The sequence below is a fragment of the Streptomyces tubercidicus genome, from assembly GCF_027497495.1.
Classification (GTDB): Bacteria; Actinomycetota; Actinomycetes; order Streptomycetales; family Streptomycetaceae; genus Streptomyces; species Streptomyces tubercidicus.
Genome location: NZ_CP114205.1, coordinates 4,384,447 through 4,404,894 on the forward strand (window position 1 = coordinate 4,384,447; position 20,448 = coordinate 4,404,894).

General features: G+C 72.1%; 11 protein-coding genes and 1 rRNA gene. 6 read left to right on the plus strand and 6 right to left on the minus strand.

Annotated elements, in window-relative coordinates:
* Positions 1-5: 5 nt before the first annotated feature.
* Positions 6-917: a tRNA (guanosine(46)-N7)-methyltransferase TrmB gene (trmB, locus tag STRTU_RS19100; RefSeq protein WP_159744740.1), complete on the minus strand. Its 912-nt coding sequence runs from the start codon at positions 915-917 to the stop codon at positions 6-8.
* A 657-nt stretch (positions 918-1,574) separates the two neighbouring features.
* Here trmB and STRTU_RS19105 point away from each other — a divergent pair.
* Entirely contained in the window at positions 1,575-2,834 is a 1,260-nt protein-coding gene (locus STRTU_RS19105) for an outer membrane protein assembly factor BamB family protein (protein WP_159744741.1), read from the plus strand.
* A gap of 153 nt (positions 2,835-2,987) precedes the next feature.
* On the opposite strand, the gene lhgO is transcribed toward STRTU_RS19105, so the two are convergent.
* Complete coding sequence (lhgO, locus tag STRTU_RS19110) at positions 2,988-4,208, minus strand: L-2-hydroxyglutarate oxidase (RefSeq protein WP_159744742.1); 1,221 nt, start codon at positions 4,206-4,208, stop codon at positions 2,988-2,990.
* Between the two features lie 231 nt (positions 4,209-4,439).
* Positions 4,440-5,888, minus strand: coding sequence for an NsdA family TPR-like regulatory protein (locus STRTU_RS19115; protein WP_018092687.1), 1,449 nt, complete (start codon positions 5,886-5,888; stop codon positions 4,440-4,442).
* 756 nt (positions 5,889-6,644) lie between these two features.
* On the opposite strand from STRTU_RS19115, the gene STRTU_RS19120 reads away from it, so the two are divergent.
* Entirely contained in the window at positions 6,645-8,726 is a 2,082-nt protein-coding gene (locus STRTU_RS19120) for an asparagine synthase-related protein (RefSeq protein WP_159744743.1), read from the plus strand.
* A gap of 72 nt (positions 8,727-8,798) precedes the next feature.
* Here the strand turns inward: STRTU_RS19120 and STRTU_RS19125 are convergent, their stop codons facing one another.
* On the minus strand, positions 8,799-10,802 hold the full coding sequence (locus STRTU_RS19125) for a sigma-70 family RNA polymerase sigma factor (RefSeq protein WP_159744744.1): 2,004 nt from the start codon (positions 10,800-10,802) through the stop codon (positions 8,799-8,801).
* A 327-nt stretch (positions 10,803-11,129) separates the two neighbouring features.
* On the minus strand, positions 11,130-11,984 hold the full coding sequence (locus STRTU_RS19130; RefSeq protein WP_159744745.1) for a TetR/AcrR family transcriptional regulator: 855 nt from the start codon (positions 11,982-11,984) through the stop codon (positions 11,130-11,132).
* A 501-nt stretch (positions 11,985-12,485) separates the two neighbouring features.
* On the opposite strand from STRTU_RS19130, the gene STRTU_RS19135 reads away from it, so the two are divergent.
* Positions 12,486-13,811, plus strand: coding sequence for an NAD(P)/FAD-dependent oxidoreductase (locus tag STRTU_RS19135; RefSeq protein WP_246241423.1), 1,326 nt, complete (start codon positions 12,486-12,488; stop codon positions 13,809-13,811).
* 311 nt (positions 13,812-14,122) lie between these two features.
* Entirely contained in the window at positions 14,123-15,937 is a 1,815-nt protein-coding gene (locus STRTU_RS19140; RefSeq protein ID WP_159744746.1) for an ATP-binding SpoIIE family protein phosphatase, read from the plus strand.
* Positions 15,938-16,069: 132 nt separating this feature from the next.
* On the opposite strand, the gene STRTU_RS19145 is transcribed toward STRTU_RS19140, so the two are convergent.
* Entirely contained in the window at positions 16,070-17,386 is a 1,317-nt protein-coding gene (locus tag STRTU_RS19145; RefSeq protein WP_159747071.1) for an MFS transporter, read from the minus strand.
* Between the two features lie 188 nt (positions 17,387-17,574).
* On the opposite strand from STRTU_RS19145, the gene STRTU_RS19150 reads away from it, so the two are divergent.
* On the plus strand, positions 17,575-18,135 hold the full coding sequence (locus STRTU_RS19150) for a MarR family winged helix-turn-helix transcriptional regulator (protein WP_159744747.1): 561 nt from the start codon (positions 17,575-17,577) through the stop codon (positions 18,133-18,135).
* A 734-nt stretch (positions 18,136-18,869) separates the two neighbouring features.
* A 16S ribosomal RNA gene (locus tag STRTU_RS19155) occupies positions 18,870-20,398 on the plus strand.
* Positions 20,399-20,448: the final 50 nt, after the last annotated feature.

A 20,448-nucleotide genomic window follows, 5' to 3' on the forward strand; every position in this document is an offset into this window, starting at 1 on the left:
CGACCCTAGCGAGGGGGTTCGGCCTCCGTGTCGCGGCGGCGGAAGAGGAGGTCGTGGACGATATGCCCCTTGTCCAGGCCCTGGCCCTCGAACTTGGTGAGGGGCCGGAAATCCGGGCGGGGCGCGAAGCCGGGGTGGAGGTTCTCCAGCGTCGGCTCGGCGGAGAGCACCTCCAGCATCTGCTCGGCGTACGGCTCCCAGTCGGTCGCACAGTGGACCAGGGCGCCGGGCGCGAGCCGGGTGGCGGCCAGCGCGATGAACTCCGGCTGGATGAGGCGCCGCTTGTGGTGGCGCTTCTTCGGCCAGGGGTCGGGGAAGTAGACGCGCAGGCCGGCGAGGGAGGCGGGGGCCAGCATCTCGCGCAGCAGGATGATCGCGTCGCCGTTGGCCACCCGGATGTTGGACAGACCGTTCCGCTCCGCGAGACCGAGCAGATTGCCCTGCCCGGGGGTGTGCACATCGCAGGCGAGGATGCCGGTGTCCGGGTCGGCGGCGGCCATCTGTGCCGTGGCCTCACCCATGCCGAAGCCGATCTCCAGGACGACCGGCCGCCCGTCGAAGAAGGCGTCGAGATCGATACGGGAGAGCCCGTCGATGTCCAGTCCCCAGGTCGCCCACCGGCGGCGCAGCGCATCGGCCTGGCTGGGCGAGACCCGGCTGCGGCGGGGCTGGAAGGAGCGGATCCGCCGCTCGTGATGGGACCCCGCCGGGTCGGCCGCGGGGCCCGTCCCGTCGGGGAACATGGGCTCGCCGCGCCGGGGGGTGGCGGCCGAGACGGCGGTGGCCCCGAGAGCGGGGGCTTCCTGAGCGGCGGACGTCTGGCTCGCGGCTGCCGGAGCGTCGGCCTCCGGGGCGCTCGCTTCGGGGGCGTCGGATGCGCGGGCGTCGGATGCGGGGGTGGCGTGGTTCTCGGACACAGTGGGTCGATTCTACGGGGGCAGGACGAGGGGCCGGGCGGGCCGGCGGCGAACCCCGACTTCCCAGGCGATGGCGGGGCGGAGGGGGCGAAAACCCCGGTGAAACGGGGGTTGGCGCGGTGAGTTGCCGCGTGCATACGATGCGGGGTCGACGTCTGAAAAAAACAAACCGGGGGGCTGTTCATCGTGTCGCAGGGTGGCCAGGGAAGCGCCGAGTATCCACAGGGGCCGCCTCCGGCGGGCCAGGGAGGCGCCGGGATGCCGCCGGCCGGTCCCCCTGCCGGTCCGTCGGCCGGTCCGCCCGCCCCGGGGCAAGCCCCTCCGCCGACCGCCCCGGGCCAGGTCCCTCCGCCGCCCGCCCCGCCGCAGGGCCAGCCCGGCCCGTATATGGGAGCGCCCGGGTACCAGCCGCAGGGACAGCCCGCCCCGGGAGCGCCGCACTTCCCACCGCACGCGGGGCAGCCCCAGGCGGCGCCGCCCCAGCAGGGCTACGCGCCCCCGCCGCCGGGAGGTCAGCAGCCGCCTCCTCCGTACGCGCAGCAGGGCCAGGCACCCGGGCAGTTCCCCGGGCAGCCGCCGTTCCCCGGCGGGCCCACGGCGGCACCGTTCCCCGGCGGGCCGGGGCAGCCCCCCGGTCCGCCGCGCAGCGGGGCTCCCGTGCCGCTCATCCTGGCGATCGTGATGGTCGTGCTGATCGGCGCCGGTGTCGGCGGGTACTTCCTCTTCACGTCGGATGACTCCGCCGATACGGCCTCGGACCGGCCCGCGAACGCCATCCCGCGGCTGTGGGAGGCGAAGTCACCCGTCTCCGAGCGCGAGGGGCAGGACGAGAACGGTCTGCGCTCCATGTGGTTCAACAACGACGACGTCGTCTTCGGGGACGGCGGCGGCGTACGGGCCTTCAACCGTAAGACCGGCAAGAAGCAGTGGACGGTCAAGACGCCCAAGGGTGCGGGCGAGGTCTGCGCCATGTCCAAGGAGCCGAGCGAGGACGGGGTCGGCGCCGTGGTCTTCGACGCGGGCGGCGACGACTGCTCCTTCCTCTCCGTCGTGGACACGGACACCGGACGCACGCTCTGGTCGAAGAACCTCAAGGGCGGCAGCACCGAGGACAGCCCGCAGATGGTGGTGAACTCGAAGGTCGTCGCCGTCGCGATCGGGGACACATACGCCGGTTTCACCATCACCGGGGGCGCGAAGGTCTGGGAGCTGACCGCGCGCGGCCACGACTGCACCACCACGGTGGGGCTGAGCCCGCAGTACCGGGCCGTGGGCAGTGACTGCTCCGACGCGAAGCCGAAGAAGCAACTGGCCCTCCAGGACCTGGAGTACAGCGGCATCCATTCGACGGTCTCGGGCGAGGGCCGGGCGGTCGGGCAGATTCTGTCCGACCGGCCCCTGACGATCCGCATGAGCGCCGCCGCCAACACGATCGACGCCGAAGGTTCGCTCTCCACCTTCACCGAGGACGGGGACCTGGACGAGACGTTCAAGCTGGAAGGCGAACTGAAGGACCTGAGCCTCAAGCCCCGCGACACCTTCGTCGACGAGGACGAGCAGGTGCTGGTGTCCGGCTACGGTTCGGGCGGCATGGCGGCCCTGGACCTGAAGACCGGGAAGCTGCTGTGGAAGAAGTCGGCCTCGGCACCGGCCGCGCTGGACACCGAAGGGCTGATCGCGCTGACCGACGCGCCTGCCACCGGTGCCCACGGCCAGGACCCGGTGCTGGTGTCGCTCGGTCTGCGTGACGGCAAGGAGAAGGTGCTGGGCACCGTCTACGACCCGAAGCACGCGCTGGGTTCCCCGGACCTCATGTCGCTGGCCTGGGACGGGCACACCAACACGCTCTTCCTCCAGGGCGAGGGGATCAACGGCGACAAGTCGAGCATTCAGGCGTTCAAGGCACCCGTCAGCTGAAGGACCCGGCGCACCGGCTCTCCCGGCGCACCGGCTCTCCCGGCGCACCGGCTCTCCCGGCGCACCGGCTCTCCCGGCGCACCGGCTCTCCCGGCTCCCGGCCCTCCGCTCTCCGGTTCTCCGGTACGCGCGGAAGGCCGGGAGCCGCTTGCGTTATGCGCGCCCCGTGCCCAGCACCCCCAACACCCTCCGCGCCACCTCCCGCCCGATGGGCAGTGAGGCCGTGGCGGCGGGGGAGGGGGCGTTGAGGACGTGGATCATGCCGGGGGAGTCGGCGAAGAGGAAGTCGTCGACGAGGGTGCCGTCGGGGAGGACGGCCTGGGCGCGGACACCGGCCGGAGACGGGAGCAGGTCCTCCTCGCGGGCGGCCGGGAGCAGGCGGCGGACCGCGTCGGCGAAGGCGCGCCGGGACAGCGAGCGGTGCAGTTCGCCGGCGCCGTAGCGCCAGTGGCGGCGGGCTATCCGCCAGGAGCCGGGGTAGGCGAGGGTGCCGGCCAGCTCGGCGGGGTGCAGGGTGCGCCAGTCGTAGCCCTCGCGGGCCAGGGCGGGGACGGCGTTCGGGCCGATGTGCACGGCGCCGTCGATGCCGCGGGTCAGATGGACGCCCAGGAACGGGAAGGCCGGGTCGGGGACCGGGTAGACCAGGCCGTTGACCAGGGAGGCGCGGTCCGGGGCGAGGGTGAAGTACTCGCCGCGGAACGGGACGATCCGCATGCCCGGGGCGTCACCGGCCAGCCGGGCGATCCGGTCGCAGTGCAGACCGGCGCAGTTGACCAGGGCGCGGGCGCGGTGGACCGTGCCGTCGGCCGTACGGACCGCCACCCGGCCGGGGCGGCGGCCGATGGCGGTCACCTCGGAGCCGTACCGGATCCGGGCACCGGCGTCCTCGGCGAGGCGGGCGAAGCGGCGGGCGACCGCGCCGAAATCGCAGACGCCGGTCGTGCCGACATGGATGGCGGCCAGGCCGCGCACCTCGGGCTCGTACTCCGCTATCTGGGCCGGGCCCAGCTCGCGCACCGGCAGGCCGTGCTCCCGGCCGCGCTGGATCAGGCCGTGCAGCCGCGGCAGCTCACTGCGGTCGGTGGCGACGATCAGCTTGCCCGTGACCTCGTGCGGAATGTCGTGCTCGGTGCAGAACTTCACCATCTCCGCCGCGCCCTGGAGGGCGAAACGGGCCTTGAGCGAACCGGGCGGGTAATAGATGCCGCTGTGGATCACGCCGCTGTTGCGCCCGGTCTGATGGCGGGCCGGACCGGACTCCTTCTCCAGGACCACCACGCGCGTACCGGGCGCGGCACGCGTGATCGCGTACGCCGTAGAGAGTCCGACGATGCCGGCACCGATCACCAGCACCTCGCAGTCGTACGCCGCCACTGCACCTCCCCAACCGCATGACCGCAGGCCGACCCGTCGCCACGGACCTGCGCATCATCGCCGACGACGTATCCCATCATGACGGCCGGCACTGACAATGCCGAGCGGACGGGCTCCGAGCGGCCTGCTCCAGGCCAGTCCGGGCCGCGGCCGGCCGGCCCGGGAGCGGACCCGCGCGGCCGGGCAGCCCGCCCGCCCCGGTCCGCCCCGCCACCCGGCCTGGCCCCGCCCCTAAGCCGGCGCCGCCAGCAGCGGTCTCGCCCGCTCCCGCAGCTCGACCACCCGGGGCTCGTCACCGTACGGCTCCAGGCGGTGCAGCAGATCGCGGACGTACTCGGTGGTGCGGGCGGAGGAGATCCGTCCGGCCACCTCGACCGCGCGGGTGCCCGCCGCGCAGGCCGCGTCCAGATTGCCGGACTCCAGTTCGGCGACCGCGGAGACGACGAGGCGCAGACCGTGCGAGCGGACGAACTCCTCGGTGGGCCGGGACAGCGCCTGCTCCGTGAAGCGGCGGACCTGACGCGGCAGCCGCAGATCGCGGTAGCACTCGGCGGCGTCGGCCGCGAAGCGCTCGTACGAGTAGAAGTCCAGCCACGAGGGGTCGGGGTCGCCGCCCCGGGAGCGCTCCAGCCAGCCCTCGGAGGCCTTCAGCGCCACCTCACAGGCGCGCGCCTCGCCCGCCTTGGCCTGCGCCCGCGCCTCGACCAGGCGGAAGAAGCTCATGGTCCGGGCCGTGGCCAGTCCGCGGTTGCGTTCCAGGGCGGCCTGGGCGAGATCGACGCCCTCGTCGGCGAAGCCGCGGTAGGTCGCCTGCAGGGACATCGAGGCGAGGACATAGCCGCCCAACGGGACGTCGGCGGCCGCGCGGGCGAGCCGCAGCGCCTGGATGTAGTACCGCTGTGCGGCCTCCTGCTGGCCCGTGTCGAAGGCCATCCACCCCGCGAGCCGGGTGAGTTCGGAGGTGGCTCCGAAGAGCGCCCGGCCGACCTCGTCGCTGTACGAGGCGAGAAGCAACGGGGCCGCGTCCACCCGGAGGCACTCCGGCACCATGGACGAACGCCAGTCCCCGCCGCCGTACTTGGAGTCCCAGCGGCGCGCGTCCTCGGCCGCCTCCCGCAGTTTGCTGACATCGCTGTGGCCGACGTGCTGCGGAATCCCGGCGTCGCCGGCCGCCGCGGCGTCCTTGTCCCGGGCCTCGGCCGCCTCCCGCGCCACCGAACTGTCGGCCGGGGATATCAGCCAGCGCGAAGCGGGGGTGGCGTACGCGCTGACGGCGAAGGATCCGGCCAGGCTCTGCCAGATGCCGCCACCGCCGGCCCGCCGTCCGGCCAGATCGAGACGGTAGAGCTCGGTCGCGGAACGCACCGCGGCGCCCACATCGCGGGGAAAGGCCAGGCCGACCTCGGGTGCCGGGTCCGCGTCGGCCAGCCCGATCTCGTGCAGCGGGACCGGACGGCCGAGTTTGCTGCCGATCGCGGACGCGATCAGATGGGGCGCGGCGCCCTGGGGCACCATGCCCTTGGAGACCCACCGCGCCACCGACGTCTTGTCATAACGAAGCGTCAGTCCGCGCTGCGCACCGAGGTCGTTGACCCGGCGCGCCAGTCCGGCATTGCTGATACCCGCGAGGGCGAGAACGGTGCCAAGCTTTTCGTTCGGCCCGCGTATATCCCTGGACATTGCGCACCCCTCGACACAGCGACGGCCGCCCCGGTACCCCGGGGCATGCGTCCACCCAGAGTAGTTCGCCGGATCCCGACCGTTAAGAGTCGGTGTCCCGGATGGCGAGATTCGTGTTCAAACAGGGGTGCGGGAATTGGCATGTGCTCCGGGTACGTGTGCCCGTGCGCCCGTCCGTGCGCGCTGGCCGCCCGCTTTCGTGGGCGCTTCCATGGCTTCTGCGTGGGTCGGCCCGCTGCACTGGATCCAGTGGGCTGGGGGATACCGTCACCTCAATTCCCCGCGGGTGACGGTCCGGTCCGGGGGGCGCAGCCCGCCTCCCGGACCGTCGCGAGTACCGGCCGCCGACGGGCCGCCGACCGGTCCGGCCGTCGGCCGACGCCGTGCCCGAAGGCGTCAACTGGGTTGTATGGCACGGAGTTTGGCCGAAAAGTGACGGGTGATGCTTTCGCGCCGCCGCCGCGCGCACGGAGCCGCCTCGGGGGCCACACGGGGGGCCTTCCGGGGCCGATGCGGCGGCGTGCCCGCGCCCGGCGAGTGCGGCGGCGCGCCGCCCCCGGCGTGCGGGTGTGCCGCCCCCGGCGGCCCCTTGTGCCCGCCCGCCCCGCGAACTGCCCGTATACAGCCCCGCTCCACCGCCTCTCCCGCGCCGCTGTCATGGCAGCATGGTCCGCACAACAGCTCGGTGACGGCCGGGCGGTCCGCTGACGGGGCGGCCGTTGGCCCCGGCGCACGGGGAATCGGGTGGAGGCGGCGATGCGCTGGCTGGTGGGGTGGAGCAGTGCCGTCACGGGGCCCGCGGGCCACGAGAGCCCCGCGGTCCTCCCCGTGGGCGCCCAGCTCCTCTGGGACGGCCCGGATCCCCTCTGGGCGGTCGGCGACTGGCGGCCGGACGAGATCCGCGTCGTGCAGGCCGACCCCGAAACCCGGCTCGCGGTCTTCGGCGTCTGCGGCGCCACCGACGACCAGCTGAAGGTGGGCCTGTACGCGGCGCGCGGCGGCGCACTGCGTCATCTCACAGCCTGGCCCGGCAGTTACACCGCCGTGGTCCAGGTGGGGCGGCGGATCACCGTCACCGGCGACCTTGCCGGCGCCCGTCCCGTTTTCCACACCCCCTGGGCCGGCGGCACCGCCTACGCCACCGCCGCCCTCCCGCTCGCCGACCTCGTCGAGGCCGGTCTGGACATCGGCCACCTCGCCGCGCTGCTGGCCTGCCCGGACATCCCCGAGGCGCTCGGCGCCGGCACGCCCTACGAAGGCGTCCGCCGGATCCCGCCCGGCCACGCCCTGGTGCTGCGCGGCGGCGCGGGGGACATCACCTCCTTCGAACCGACCGCCTCGCTCGCCGTCGCCGCGCCCCAACTCGCCCCGGAACAGGCGGTGGACGGCGTCCGCGACGCCCTGGTCGAAGCCGTCCGCGCCCGGCTGGCCGGACCCCGGCACGCCCCCGATCCGGACGGGCGCGACGGCCTCGACCCCGGCCCGGTGCCCGGCATGGGACCCGCCGAGCGGCGCGCGGCGCGCGGTGCGCCGGCTCCCGGCATCGGCGCCGACCTCTCCGGAGGAAGCGCCTCCGGAACCCTCGCCCTGCTGGCCGCCGGTCTCCCCGGACGGCCAGGAAGGCTCAACGGACACGGCGAACGCCTCCTGGCCGTCACCTTCAACGACCGTGCCACCCATGGCGACCAGGCAGGCCACGACGCCGAGTTGGAGCGCGCCCGCACCCTCGCCGACAACCCGCGGCTGCACCACGTCGTCGTCGCGGCCGGCGAAGAGGCCCTCCCGTACACGGACCTCGGAAGCGGCCCGCTCACGGACGAGCCGGGCCCCTCCCTCACCACCGCGGGCCGCCACCGCCGACGGCTGCTGGCCGGCAGCGCGGACCACTTCGTCGGACACGGCGCCCGCCAGGTCCTCGACGCCCACCCGGCCCGGCTCGCCGACCTCCTCATGGACCGCCGCCGACGCCATCTGCTGCGCCCGGTCACCGCGCTGGCCAAGGCGGACGGCGCCCTGGCGCAGTCCGTCCTGGTGCCCTTCACCGTCTACCGCGCGGCCCGCCGGCTCGCCCGTATGCCGTACGCGACCGGTATCGCCGATACGGCGCGCGGCCTCCTGGAGCGGCAGTTCGCCGACGAGCCGGTGGCCGGCGGGGCCGTGGACGCCTCACTGGCCGCGCTCGCCTGGTGCCGGCCGGGGCCCGCGGCGCGCTGGCTCACGGGGGAGGCGCTGGCTGAAGTATCGGTTCGGCTCAGCGACGCGGCGCACCGCTCGCCCGCGGTGGGCCGTCCCGGCGAACGGCGCGCCCGCGCCGCGCTGGCCCGCCAGGCCGCGGACCACCGCGTCTTCGAGCAGGCCGCCGAGGTCCGCAACCAGCGGCTGCACGCCCCGTTCCTCGACAACCAGGTGGTACGCGCCTGCCGCGCCCTGCCGGACACCCTGCGGGTGCAGCCCGGGGCGCGGGCCGCGGTGCTGCGCTCCGTACTGGCCGGAGCCGGAGTCCGGGACCTGCCGCCAGGATGGGGCGCCCCCTCGCAGCTCACCCATGCGGCGGCGGTGCGCGCCGGGCTGCGCGGCGCCGTCGGAGACCTGGTGCGGCTCTTCGACACCCCGCTGCTGGCCGATGCGGGCCTGGTGGAGGCGCGGGTGGTCCGCCGGGCACTACGGTCGGCGGCCGAGGGCGCGGCGCTCCCCCTGGACGGGCTGGCCGAACTCGTCTCCACGGAGCTGTGGTTGCGGCGGCTGGTGTCCCGGCGGGGGACGTGCTGGACGGGGGCCGGGGCGCCGCGCCAGAAGGCGGTCGCGGGCGGAGTGGTGCCACGGGCACGGCTGGCCTGAGCCGGGACGCGTCCGCTGCCGGGTGACCCCGGCCGGAGGCCCGCACCCGCCAGGGCACGGGCCGTTGGCGCCTCAGCGACAGCTGATCGTGGACTGCGCCCAGTCGGCGAGCGCGGCCGTACCGAACGGCGTCTCCGGATCGGTCACCAGCCGCAGCGTCGTACGGCCCGTCAGCGGGACGTGCACCGGAACGGCCGGCTCACCGCCGCGCACCACCGCCGACTGCCACAGCCGCACCCCGTCCGCGTAGACGGCGAAACGCACCGCGCCCAGCCCCGCACCGATATCGTCCATGCCCGCCACGGCGTCATAGGCGGTGCACTGTCGGTTGAGGTCGATGGTCACCGAGGACTGCCCGTGGACGCTCACCCCGTGCGCATACGTCCGGCCGGCGATCTCCGGTGCCTGGCGCTGCCACATCCAGCTGCTGTCCAGGGCGCGCACCTCCGGTCCGCTGCCGTCGCCCAGGAAGTCGTAGCGGAGCGCATTGACCCGGTAGGCGGCCGGGGCGGGCTGCGGCGGCGGGGTGGGCTGCGGAGGCGGCGGGGTGGGCGCCGGTGGTGTGGGCTTCGGCGGGGTGGGCTTCGGTGGTGTCGGCTTACTGGGCGACGGCCGGGGCGAGGGCGGCGCCGGGGTGGGCGCCGGCTCCGGTGCGGACTCCTTGGACATCGGTGTCTGCCGGGGGGCCGCCGTGCGTTCCGGGGCCGGCTTCCGCGTCGGGGCCGTCTCCGGGGCCGCCTTCGGGGCGGGCGCGGCGCCGCCCGCCGGTGGCAGCGAGGGATGCGGCGAGCCGGGCGCCGGGCGCTGCGGTGCGGACGGGGCGGGCCGGGGCGCCTGGGCCCGCGGTTCCGGCGCCGGTTTCGGGGAGCCGGCCAGCGCCAGCGCCAGCGTCGCGCCCGCCGCCACCGCCACCCCGACCCCGATCCCGACCTTGACCGTGCCGCCCAGCCCCTTGCCCAGGCCGGCACCGGCGCCACCGTGCGCACCGGAGCCCCCGCTTCCGGCGGCCGCGGCCGCACCGGCCGCCACCCCCGCGGTACCGGCCGCCGCCGTCTTGACGGCGTACCCGGCGGCGAACCAGCCGATGAACGCGACCGGCAGCAGCGCCCGGATCCGCTGATTGACGTCCGCGACCTCCAGCGCGGCCAGCCGGCACCGCGGACAGGCGTCCAGATGCTTGCGCAGCCCCCGCTCGGCCCGCACCCGCAGCCCGCCGCGGGCATAGGCGCCGAGCCGGTCGGCATACCGGGCGCAGTCACCGCCGGCGGTCAGCGACTGGCTGACATGCGCCTGCAGATACGCCTGCTTGAGGCCCTCGCGGGCGCGGTGCGCCAATACGGCGGTGGCGTTCGCGGTCAGCCCGAGCAGCGGGGCGACCTCGCTCGGCGACTCCTCCTCGACCGTGGTGTGCCACAGCACCGTCTGATAGCGCTCCGGCAGACTGCGGAACGCCTGCACGGCCATCGACCGGTCGGCCTCCTGCATGGCCCGCACATCCGCGCCCAGGTCCAGGGTGGCGTCGTCCACCGGCGCCTCGGCCGAGGACACCGCGAACACCGCGAAGTCCTCCACCAGGTGCTCCCGCCGCGCGGTCTGCGCCCAGGACGCGGCCACCCGGCGGACGGTCGTCAGCAGATAGGCGCGCACCGCGGATTCCGGGCCCGCCCCGCCGCGCACTGCCTGGAGCGTGCGGGCGAAGACCTCGCCGGTCAGATCCTCCGCGGTGTGCACGTCCCGGCAGCAGCTGCGGGCGTAGCGCCGGACCGCCGGGGCGTGCCTGCGGTACATCTCCTCGTACGCGCTGTCGTCGCCGGCCCGCAGGTCGGAGAGCAACTGGGCGTCGGACGGCGGGAGATCGCGGTCCTCGGGACCGGTGGCCGGGTCCGCGCCGCGGGAGGGATCCCGCTGCGACGGCACGCCGGGCCCCGCGTCCGGAGGGACGTCGGCGCGCCCGTGCGGCCCGTCCGGGGAAGTCAACGGCCCGCCCTGCCCGGGGACCTGCCCGGACCGCGTCCGCTCCTGCTCGCCCGCCCCGGCCTCGCCGTCGCGCTGCCCGTCCCGCCCATCAAGATCCATCGCCGAGGCTCCCAGCCGCTGTGCCCATGGAAATACCGCGTAAGCGTGCCATACGGGACGCCGGTGGCTGCCGCCAAGGACCGCCATCCACTCATCCGGGGTGCACACGCGGACGACCGCACGGGCGTTCACCCGTACGGGCCATGCCGCGCAGACGGCCGATACCGGGCGCGGCCCCCGTACGGGTCCTGTCCTGCGCGGCACCAGGATGTGCCCCTGACGTGTGCGGAGAGGGCACAGCGGTCCCCGGACGGCACCGCCGCGCGGTCCGGCCCCGCCCCGTGGACCCGGCGGCCGGGTCCATCGGACGGAGCCGGCCGCCGGACCTCACCCGGCCGGGCGCGAGCGCAGCCCCTCCAGCAGAATCTCCAACAGCCGCGCGGACGCGGCCTGCTGCTGGCCGGGATCCGGCAGTGTGGGCGCCCCTGTGGCGATGACTAACAGGATGTCCGCGACCGTCACATCGGCGCGCAGCTCACCGGCCGCCCTGGCCCGCTCCACGAGCCGCCCGACGACCTCCAACAGCGCGTCGGCCCCGGCCGTCTCCTCGGCGGCGGCGCCCGGCGCGGCCCCGTCCGGCCGGAGACCGTCGGCGGCCCCGTCCGTGCCGTGCGCCGTGCGCTGCTGCGGCACCCGCGCCTCGCTCAGGCCGTCCGGCATCCGGAGCCCTTCCACGGCCGCCGCCGGCTCCCCGGTCCCGGCGGCCGCGCTCACCCGCAGAATGCCCGGCGGCAGCAGCCGTCCGGCACCCGAGGCGACCGACGTCCGCAGGAAACGGGACAGCGCCGACCACGGGTCGTCCTCCTGGCCCAGCGCCGTACGCGCCTGGTCCGTCAGCCGTGAGGTCTCCTCCTCGGCTATCCGGCGGACCAGAACGTCCTTGCTCGGGAACCGGCGGTAGACCGTGCCGACCCCGACGCGGGCCCGCCGCGCCACATCCTCCATGGGCGCGCCGTACCCCAGCTCGCCGAACACCTCGCGTGCGGCGCGCAGTACGTGTTCCAGATTGCGCTGGGCGTCCACCCGCAGTGGCGTGCTGCGGCCGCCCGTCCCCGTACCGGCACCGTTGGTCACCGCGGTGCCGCCGGCCTGGGGTCTGTGGTGCTCGCTGCTGCTCCCGGCGCCGTCGGCGGCGTGGGCCACCGCGACGGTGGCCGGCAAATGAGAGCCCTGAATGTGCATAGTGATCCCCCGGTAATGACGTCTCCCCCCGGAGACTCCCCGCCCTGACAGTCAGGGCGTACCGACGAGAGGGTGCACCCCAACGAGATATGAACATAGTTGAGCTCGGGTCAAGAATGAAGGGGGCGTTCCGCACAATGCGCCCCCCGATCGGCCCAAGGCGTCAGATCCGCCCCGATTACGCCCCCGCTCCGCCGCCACCACCCACCCCCTGACCAGCGCACCTCGGCCCGCATACGCGGAATAGGGCGTTCCGTCCCCAGGGCGGCGCCCGGTCATACATTTCGACGGGCCTGTGGACAAAGGCGCTCCGGAGGTGCGTCATGGAACAGTGCTGTGCTTTCCCGGGGGTGCAGCTCCCGAAGCCGGCCGCGCGGTCCGCCGGCTTTCGGACCGGTGCCGTCCCGGGGCCTGGCCGACACCGCGAGGAGAACCTCTGTGACGACAGTGTCTTCGGAAGACGTGACGCGCATTCTCGTGGTCGGCGGTGGCTACGTGGGGATGTATACCGCCCTGCGCCTGCAACGGAAGCTGAAGCAGGAACTGCGGCAGGGCACCGTCGAGGTCGTCGTGGTCGACCCCGATCCGTATATGACCTACCAGCCGTTCCTGCCCGAGGCCGCGGCCGGTTCGATCTCCCCGCGCCATGTCGTCGTACCGCTGCGCCGGGTGCTGCCGCAGTGCCGGGTCCTCATCGGCGAGGTCACCGCCATCGACCACGACGAGCGCCGGGCGACCGTCACCACCCTGGCCGCGGAGAAGGACGGCGACGGCGCCATCGAGGTGGCGTACGACGAACTCGTCCTCGCGCCCGGCTCGGTCTCGCGCACCCTGCCCGTCCCGGGCCTGGCCGACGTCGGCACCGGCTTCAAGACCGTCGAGGAGGCCATCGGACTGCGCAACCACGTCCTCGGCCAGCTCGACATCGCCTCCTCCACCCGCGACCCCGCCCTCCGCGACGCCGCCCTGACCTTCGTCTTCGTCGGCGGCGGCTACGCGGGCGTGGAGGCGCTGGCCGAACTGGAGGACATGGCCCGCTACGCCGTCCGCTACTACCACAACATCCAGCCCGAGGACATGAAGTGGATCCTGGTAGAGGCGACGAACCGGATCCTGCCCGAAGTGGGCCCGGAGATGGGCGGCTACGCCGTACGGGAGCTGCGGGCCCGCAATATCGACGTACGGATGGAGACCCGGCTGACGTCCTGCGAGAAGCATGTCGCCCAGCTCAGTGACGGCTCCCGCTTCCCCACCCGGACCCTGGTGTGGACCGCGGGCGTCAAACCGCACCCCGTCCTGGCCGCGACCAAACTGCCGCTGAACGCCCACGGCCGCCTCATCTGCACCCCCGCGCTCCAGGTGGACGGCGTCGAACACGCCTGGGCAGCCGGGGACGCGGCCGCGGTCCCGGATCTGACGGCCGAGCCGCCCGCCGAACCGGGCGAGCCACCCGTGCTGTGCGCCCCCAACGCCCAGCACGCCGTCCGCCAGTCCAAGGTCCTCGCCGAGAACATCGCCGCGGCGGTGCGCGGCGGCCCGATCGTGGACTACGCGCACAAAAACGTCGGCTCGGTGGCCTCCCTCGGCCTCCACAAGGGCGTCGCGCACCTCTACGGGCGCAAACTGAAGGGCTACCCGGCATGGTTCATGCACCGCGCCTACCACCTCAGCCGGGTGCCGACCTTCAACCGCAAGGCGCGGGTGCTCGCCGAATGGACCCTCGCCGGCCTGTTCAAACGCGAGATCGTCTCGCTCGGCTCGCTGGAGAACCCGCGCGCCGAGTTCGAACTCGCCGCGGGAACCGGACGGCACAACGAAGCGAGCTGACGCGCCGTACCGCCACAAGAGTTGACGGGCCATCGGCCCCGGGACCGCCGGAAGTTCCGGAGCGCGGAACTCCACAGCCGCGCCCCGGCGTCTGACGGATGTCCGTCCGGTCGGCCACACTGGTCGTGTGACCATGGGTGGGCTCGTATCTGCAAAGAGTGACAATCACGAGGATTCTGGACGTTTGCTGCATTCCGCAAAAGGGCGCCGAGAGCGTCCCCAGCCGACCCTCCCCCGGCCCCCTGCCGGGAGGTCCCGCCATGCCGACGGCCCGATCCCGCGCGACGACGCGAAGTAAGAGGTACCCCTCCGTGATCTTCACGCGCTGGAGCGCCAAACTCCCCGGCACACAGCGGCGCGCCGCCGCCCGGTCCGACCGCGCCGCACCCCGCCCCGCGCCCGGCACACCCGCCGTCCCGCCCACCGCGGCCCCGGCGCCGTCCGCCGCGCCCGCGGCAGCCGACGGCACCCCGTCCGCCCCGACAGCCGCCACCACCGGCTCCGTCCCCGCGGCCCGCGCCGAGCACACCGACCCGGCGCCCTCCCAGGACCGCCCGGCGACCCTGCCGCCCACCGTCGACGCCCTCTCCGTCCACGACATCCTGGGCACCATCCCCGCCCTGGTCGCCGTCGTCTACGGCCCCGAACACCGCCTCGCCTACGTCAACGGCGCCTACGCCGCCGTCTTCGGCCCCCGCCCGGCCGGCCGCACCGCCCGCGAAGCCCTCCCCGAACTCGACGCCCTCGGCCTGCTCCCCCTGATGGACCAGGTCCTGCGCAGCGGCAAACCACGCACGGTCAAGTCCCGCAAGGTCCCCGGCGGCGCCGCCGGCGACCGCACCCGCGACGGCTACTACACCTTCACCTGCACCCCCATCGAGGTCGCCGCGAGCGGCCCGGCCCCCGACCCCGAAGTCGCCTGCGTCGCCCCGCACAAGGGCGTCCTGGTCTTCGGCGCCGAGGTCACCGACCAGATCGAGTCCGCCGAGCGGCTGCGCGCCAGCGAGGCCCGCCAGCGCGAGGCCGCGGTCACCCTCCAGCGCTCCCTGCTGCCCCAGGAACTCGAACAGCCCGACGACCTCTGCGTCGCCGCCACCTACCAGCCCGGCGGCACGGACGCCGCGGTCGGCGGCGACTGGTACGACGTCATCACCCTCGGCGCCGGCCGCACGGCCCTGGTCATCGGCGACGTCATGGGCCGCGGGGTGCGCGCCGCCGCCGTCATGGGCCAGCTGCGCACCGCGGTCCGCGCCTACGCCCGCCTCGACCTCCCGCCCCACGAGGTCCTGCAGCTCCTGGACGGCCTGGCCGCCGAGATCGACGCCAGCCAGATCGCCACCTGCGTCTACGCCGTCCACGACCCGAACGAAGGCCGCCTGGTCTACGCCTCGGCCGGCCATCTGCCCATCCTGGTGCGCGACCCCGACGGCACCGTCCACCGGGCCGCCGAACCGACCGGCCCGCCCCTGGGCACCGGCGGCTGGCTGCACACCTCCGGATCGGTCCCGCTCGGCCCCGGCAGCAGCGCCGTCCTCTACACGGACGGCCTCGTCGAGCGCCGCGACAAGGACATCGACCACGGCGTCGAGGCCCTGGAACGCGCCTTCGCCGGTGCGGCCGGCGCCCCCGACATCGTCTGCGACCGCCTGCTGCGCTCCCTGGGCATCACGGCCACCCATGACGACGACGTCGCCATCCTCGTCCTCCAGCACCCCGCCCGCACCGGCCATGACGCCGAGCTGTTCCACAACGCCGCCCTCGAACTCCACGGCGGCACCGAAGCGGCCCCCCGCGCCCGCGCCTTCGCCTCCGGCGTCCTCGCCTCCTGGCGCTTCCCGACCGAGCTGCACGACCTCGGTGTACTGGCCGCCAGCGAACTGGTCGCCAACTCCCTCCAGCACGGCACCCCGCCGATGCGGCTGCGTCTGCGCCGTACGGACCGCCGGCTGATCGTCGAGGTCACCGACGGCGACGACCACCTCCCGCGCCGCCGCCGCGCCGAACCCGCCGACGAGGCCGGCCGGGGCATCTCCATCATCGCCACCATCGCCTCGTCCTGGGGCTCCCGCCGCACCCCGGGCGGCGGCAAGGCCGTCTGGTGCGAATTCGCGCTGCCCCGCGGATAGCCGTACGACGACGACCCCCGTCCCTGGTCGTGCCAGGGACGGGGGCCGTACACCACCGTGGACCCGGGGCCGCCGATACGACACCGCGCCCACAACGGGCTCCGGACCGCCGACCGCCGACGGTCCGTTCTCTCACGTGGCGCAGACCACCGCATCCGCTTCCGAGTCCGCTTTCGCCTCGGCCGGCACCCGCGCCGCGGGCACCGCCGCCACCGCACGGTGCGGATTGTCCTGCGCCGGCCGCAGCATCCGCCCCAGCCACCACGACAACCCGGTGATCCCCAGCGAGCAGATCACCAGCATCCCGATGTACGCCCCGTACATCCCGTGCCCCACCATCAGCGCACCCACCGCCGGGCCGACCGCCAGCGCCAGCTGCTTGACCAGGGCGAACGCCGAGTTGTACTGGCCGATCAGCGAGGCCGGCGCCAGATCGGCGACCAGCGGAGCCACCGTCGGCGACAGCATCGACTCACCGATACCGAACAGCGCATACGTCGAGATCAGCAGCGTCGTCGCCACCATCTGCGCGCCGTGCACCAGCCCGGACAGCCCGGCGGCTATCCACGCCACCGTCCAGACCATCCCGACCAGCGCCATCACCCGGCTGCGCCGCCGTCCCTCGACCAGCTTGAGCACCACGAACTGCGCCACCACGATCGCCGCCGTATTGGCCGCGAGGGCAATGCCCAGGCTTGCGGGCGCGATCCGGGTGACCTCGGTGGCATACGCCGCCAGCCCCGACTCGAACTGCCCGTAGCAAGCGAAGAACAGCACAAAGCCCAGTACGCACAGCCACACCATCCGCCGGTCGGCGAACATCGCCCGCCAGGCACCCTTGGCCCGCTCCTCGGTCGGCACCGGGTCCTCGACCTTCGGCCCCTTCGGCAGCCGTACGGTCGCCACCGCCGCGCCGAGCACCAGGAACATCACGGCCTCGATGGCGAACAGCCGCACAAAGCTCGACGCGTGCGTCTCGTCGACCAGCAGCCCGCCGACCAGCCCGCCGACGCCCAGCCCCAGGTTGTTCAGAAAGAACTGGGTGGCGAACGCCCGCGACCTGGTCAGCGTCGTCGAACTCCACACGATCATCGTCGCGAGTGCCGGCTGTATCACCGCGATCCCCGCCCCGAGCGCGATGGCCGACGCGATGACCAGCGGCTCCGTGGCGGACAGCCCCAGCCCCAGGGCACCGGCGGCGGCGGCGACCGTACCGGCGATCGCCACCGGCAGCGGTCCGCGCCGGTCGATCGCCCGACCGGTCAGCGGCAGGACGACCAGTGCGGCCACCGCCAGCATCGCCAGCACCACACCGGCCGTGCTCGCACCAAGATCCCGCACCTTCGCCACATAGACGTACAGATACGGAACGGTGAAGCCGTTCCCGAACGCACTCAGTGCGTTCCCGAGCTGGATCCGGCGCAACGCGGCGCCCATCGCGGTGGTCACACTCACCTACCTAGGTCAGGTCGTCATACGGATAAGGAGGAGAACCAAGGAGCCAAGACAGACACCAGGGCGAGACCGGTCCAAGGCCGGACAGTCTCACCCTGAAGACTTCAACTCTAAAGTTCGAAGCTAAAGAGTACACCCCGAAGAACTTCAACGCCAATGACTTCCATGCCATACTGCGCCGCATGTCTGAGCCCTCCGATGCGGCCGCCGACGCTGCCGAACCGAGTCTTGAGGAACAGATCGCCGCCTACCAGCGCGAATTCCAGGACCTCGATCCCCAGGTGGAGCAGGTCGTCTCCGCACTGCAGCGCCTCAACCGACGGATGAACGTCGCCTACGGACGACAGACCGCCACCCTCGGCATGAGCAACGCCGAATGGGAGGTCCTCAAGGCCCTCGTCGTCTCCGGTGCCCCCTACCAAATGGGCCCCGGCGAACTGGCCAAGCACCTCGGTCTCACGCCGGCCGCCATGACCCACCGCATCGACCGCATGGCGAACGAGGGCCTGGTCACCCGGGAGCGCGACGAGACCAACCGCGTCCGCGTCATCGTCGAGCTGACCCACGAGGGCCGCGAGAAGTGGCTGGAGGCGATGCGCCTGGCCTCCGTCTTCGAAGAGGACCTCCTCCAGGACCTCTCCGGCGAGGAACGCCAGCTCCTCGGCCAGGTATTGACCCGCCTCCTGCGCCGCGTCGAAGACGCCCAGCCCGACGCCGACGGGCGTCTGAGTGACCTTGACTGACGCGAGTTGACACGTCCTGGCCCCATCCGTAGTGTTCTCCGAGTTGCCACAGAGCCGGAACGGTTCTGCGACAGCCATCCCGCCGCTTCGCGGCACACCACTACTGCACGGCCCCTCCTCGGGAACGATTTCGCATGCCGAAATTCGAACCGCGACGTGATTATGCGTCAACGAGGAATTCCGCTAAAGTAGTGATCACGCCGAAAGGCGCGGCAGCACAAATAGCCGCACGACGGCGTAACCCCCTCCGACGGGGATTCGGAAACGAATTCGGACCGGCAACGGACCGAAACGGATCTGATAGAGTCGGAAAGGCCGAAAAGCGAAAGCGAAGCGGCCGACCCCGCTCCAACAGGGGGCCAGAGACGGAAACGGATCTGGTAAGGTTGGAAACGCGAAGAAGCCGAAAGGCGGAAACGCACCGGCGAAAATCGGAACCGCAAGGATCTGATAGAGTCGGAAACGCAAGACCGAAGGGAAGCGCCCGGAGAGCCTGGTGAAACAGGCACAAAGGAAGCGTCCGTTCCTTGAGAACTCAACAGCGTGCCAAAAGTCAACGCCAGATATGTTGATACCCCGTCGACCGGAAACATCCGGGAGATGAGGTTCCTTTGAAAGCCCACCACGGCCCATGCGGTCGGGGTGGCACACACAGCGAGGACGCTGTGAACGACCGGACCTATTCCGTCTGGTTGTTCCGCTCTCGTGTGTGTTGACCCGATTACGGGTAAACATTCACGGAGAGTTTGATCCTGGCTCAGGACGAACGCTGGCGGCGTGCTTAACACATGCAAGTCGAACGATGAACCTCCTTCGGGAGGGGATTAGTGGCGAACGGGTGAGTAACACGTGGGCAATCTGCCCTTCACTCTGGGACAAGCCCTGGAAACGGGGTCTAATACCGGATACGACTACCGACCGCATGGTCTGGTGGTGGAAAGCTCCGGCGGTGAAGGATGAGCCCGCGGCCTATCAGCTTGTTGGTGGGGTGATGGCCTACCAAGGCGACGACGGGTAGCCGGCCTGAGAGGGCGACCGGCCACACTGGGACTGAGACACGGCCCAGACTCCTACGGGAGGCAGCAGTGGGGAATATTGCACAATGGGCGAAAGCCTGATGCAGCGACGCCGCGTGAGGGATGACGGCCTTCGGGTTGTAAACCTCTTTCAGCAGGGAAGAAGCGAGAGTGACGGTACCTGCAGAAGAAGCGCCGGCTAACTACGTGCCAGCAGCCGCGGTAATACGTAGGGCGCAAGCGTTGTCCGGAATTATTGGGCGTAAAGAGCTCGTAGGCGGCTTGTCACGTCGGATGTGAAAGCCCGGGGCTTAACCCCGGGTCTGCATTCGATACGGGCAGGCTAGAGTTCGGTAGGGGAGATCGGAATTCCTGGTGTAGCGGTGAAATGCGCAGATATCAGGAGGAACACCGGTGGCGAAGGCGGATCTCTGGGCCGATACTGACGCTGAGGAGCGAAAGCGTGGGGAGCGAACAGGATTAGATACCCTGGTAGTCCACGCCGTAAACGTTGGGAACTAGGTGTGGGCGACATTCCACGTCGTCCGTGCCGCAGCTAACGCATTAAGTTCCCCGCCTGGGGAGTACGGCCGCAAGGCTAAAACTCAAAGGAATTGACGGGGGCCCGCACAAGCAGCGGAGCATGTGGCTTAATTCGACGCAACGCGAAGAACCTTACCAAGGCTTGACATACACCGGAAAACCCTGGAGACAGGGTCCCCCTTGTGGTCGGTGTACAGGTGGTGCATGGCTGTCGTCAGCTCGTGTCGTGAGATGTTGGGTTAAGTCCCGCAACGAGCGCAACCCTTGTTCTGTGTTGCCAGCATGCCCTTCGGGGTGATGGGGACTCACAGGAGACTGCCGGGGTCAACTCGGAGGAAGGTGGGGACGACGTCAAGTCATCATGCCCCTTATGTCTTGGGCTGCACACGTGCTACAATGGCCGGTACAATGAGCTGCGATACCGCGAGGTGGAGCGAATCTCAAAAAGCCGGTCTCAGTTCGGATTGGGGTCTGCAACTCGACCCCATGAAGTCGGAGTTGCTAGTAATCGCAGATCAGCATTGCTGCGGTGAATACGTTCCCGGGCCTTGTACACACCGCCCGTCACGTCACGAAAGTCGGTAACACCCGAAGCCGGTGGCCCAACCCCTTGTGGGAGGGAATCGTCGAAGGTGGGACTGGCGATTGGGACGAAGTCGTAACAAGGTAGCCGTACCGGAAGGTGCGGCTGGATCACCTCCTTTCTAAGGAGCATCTAGATCTCGCAAGAGATCCAGAGCCACTACGTCGGCAA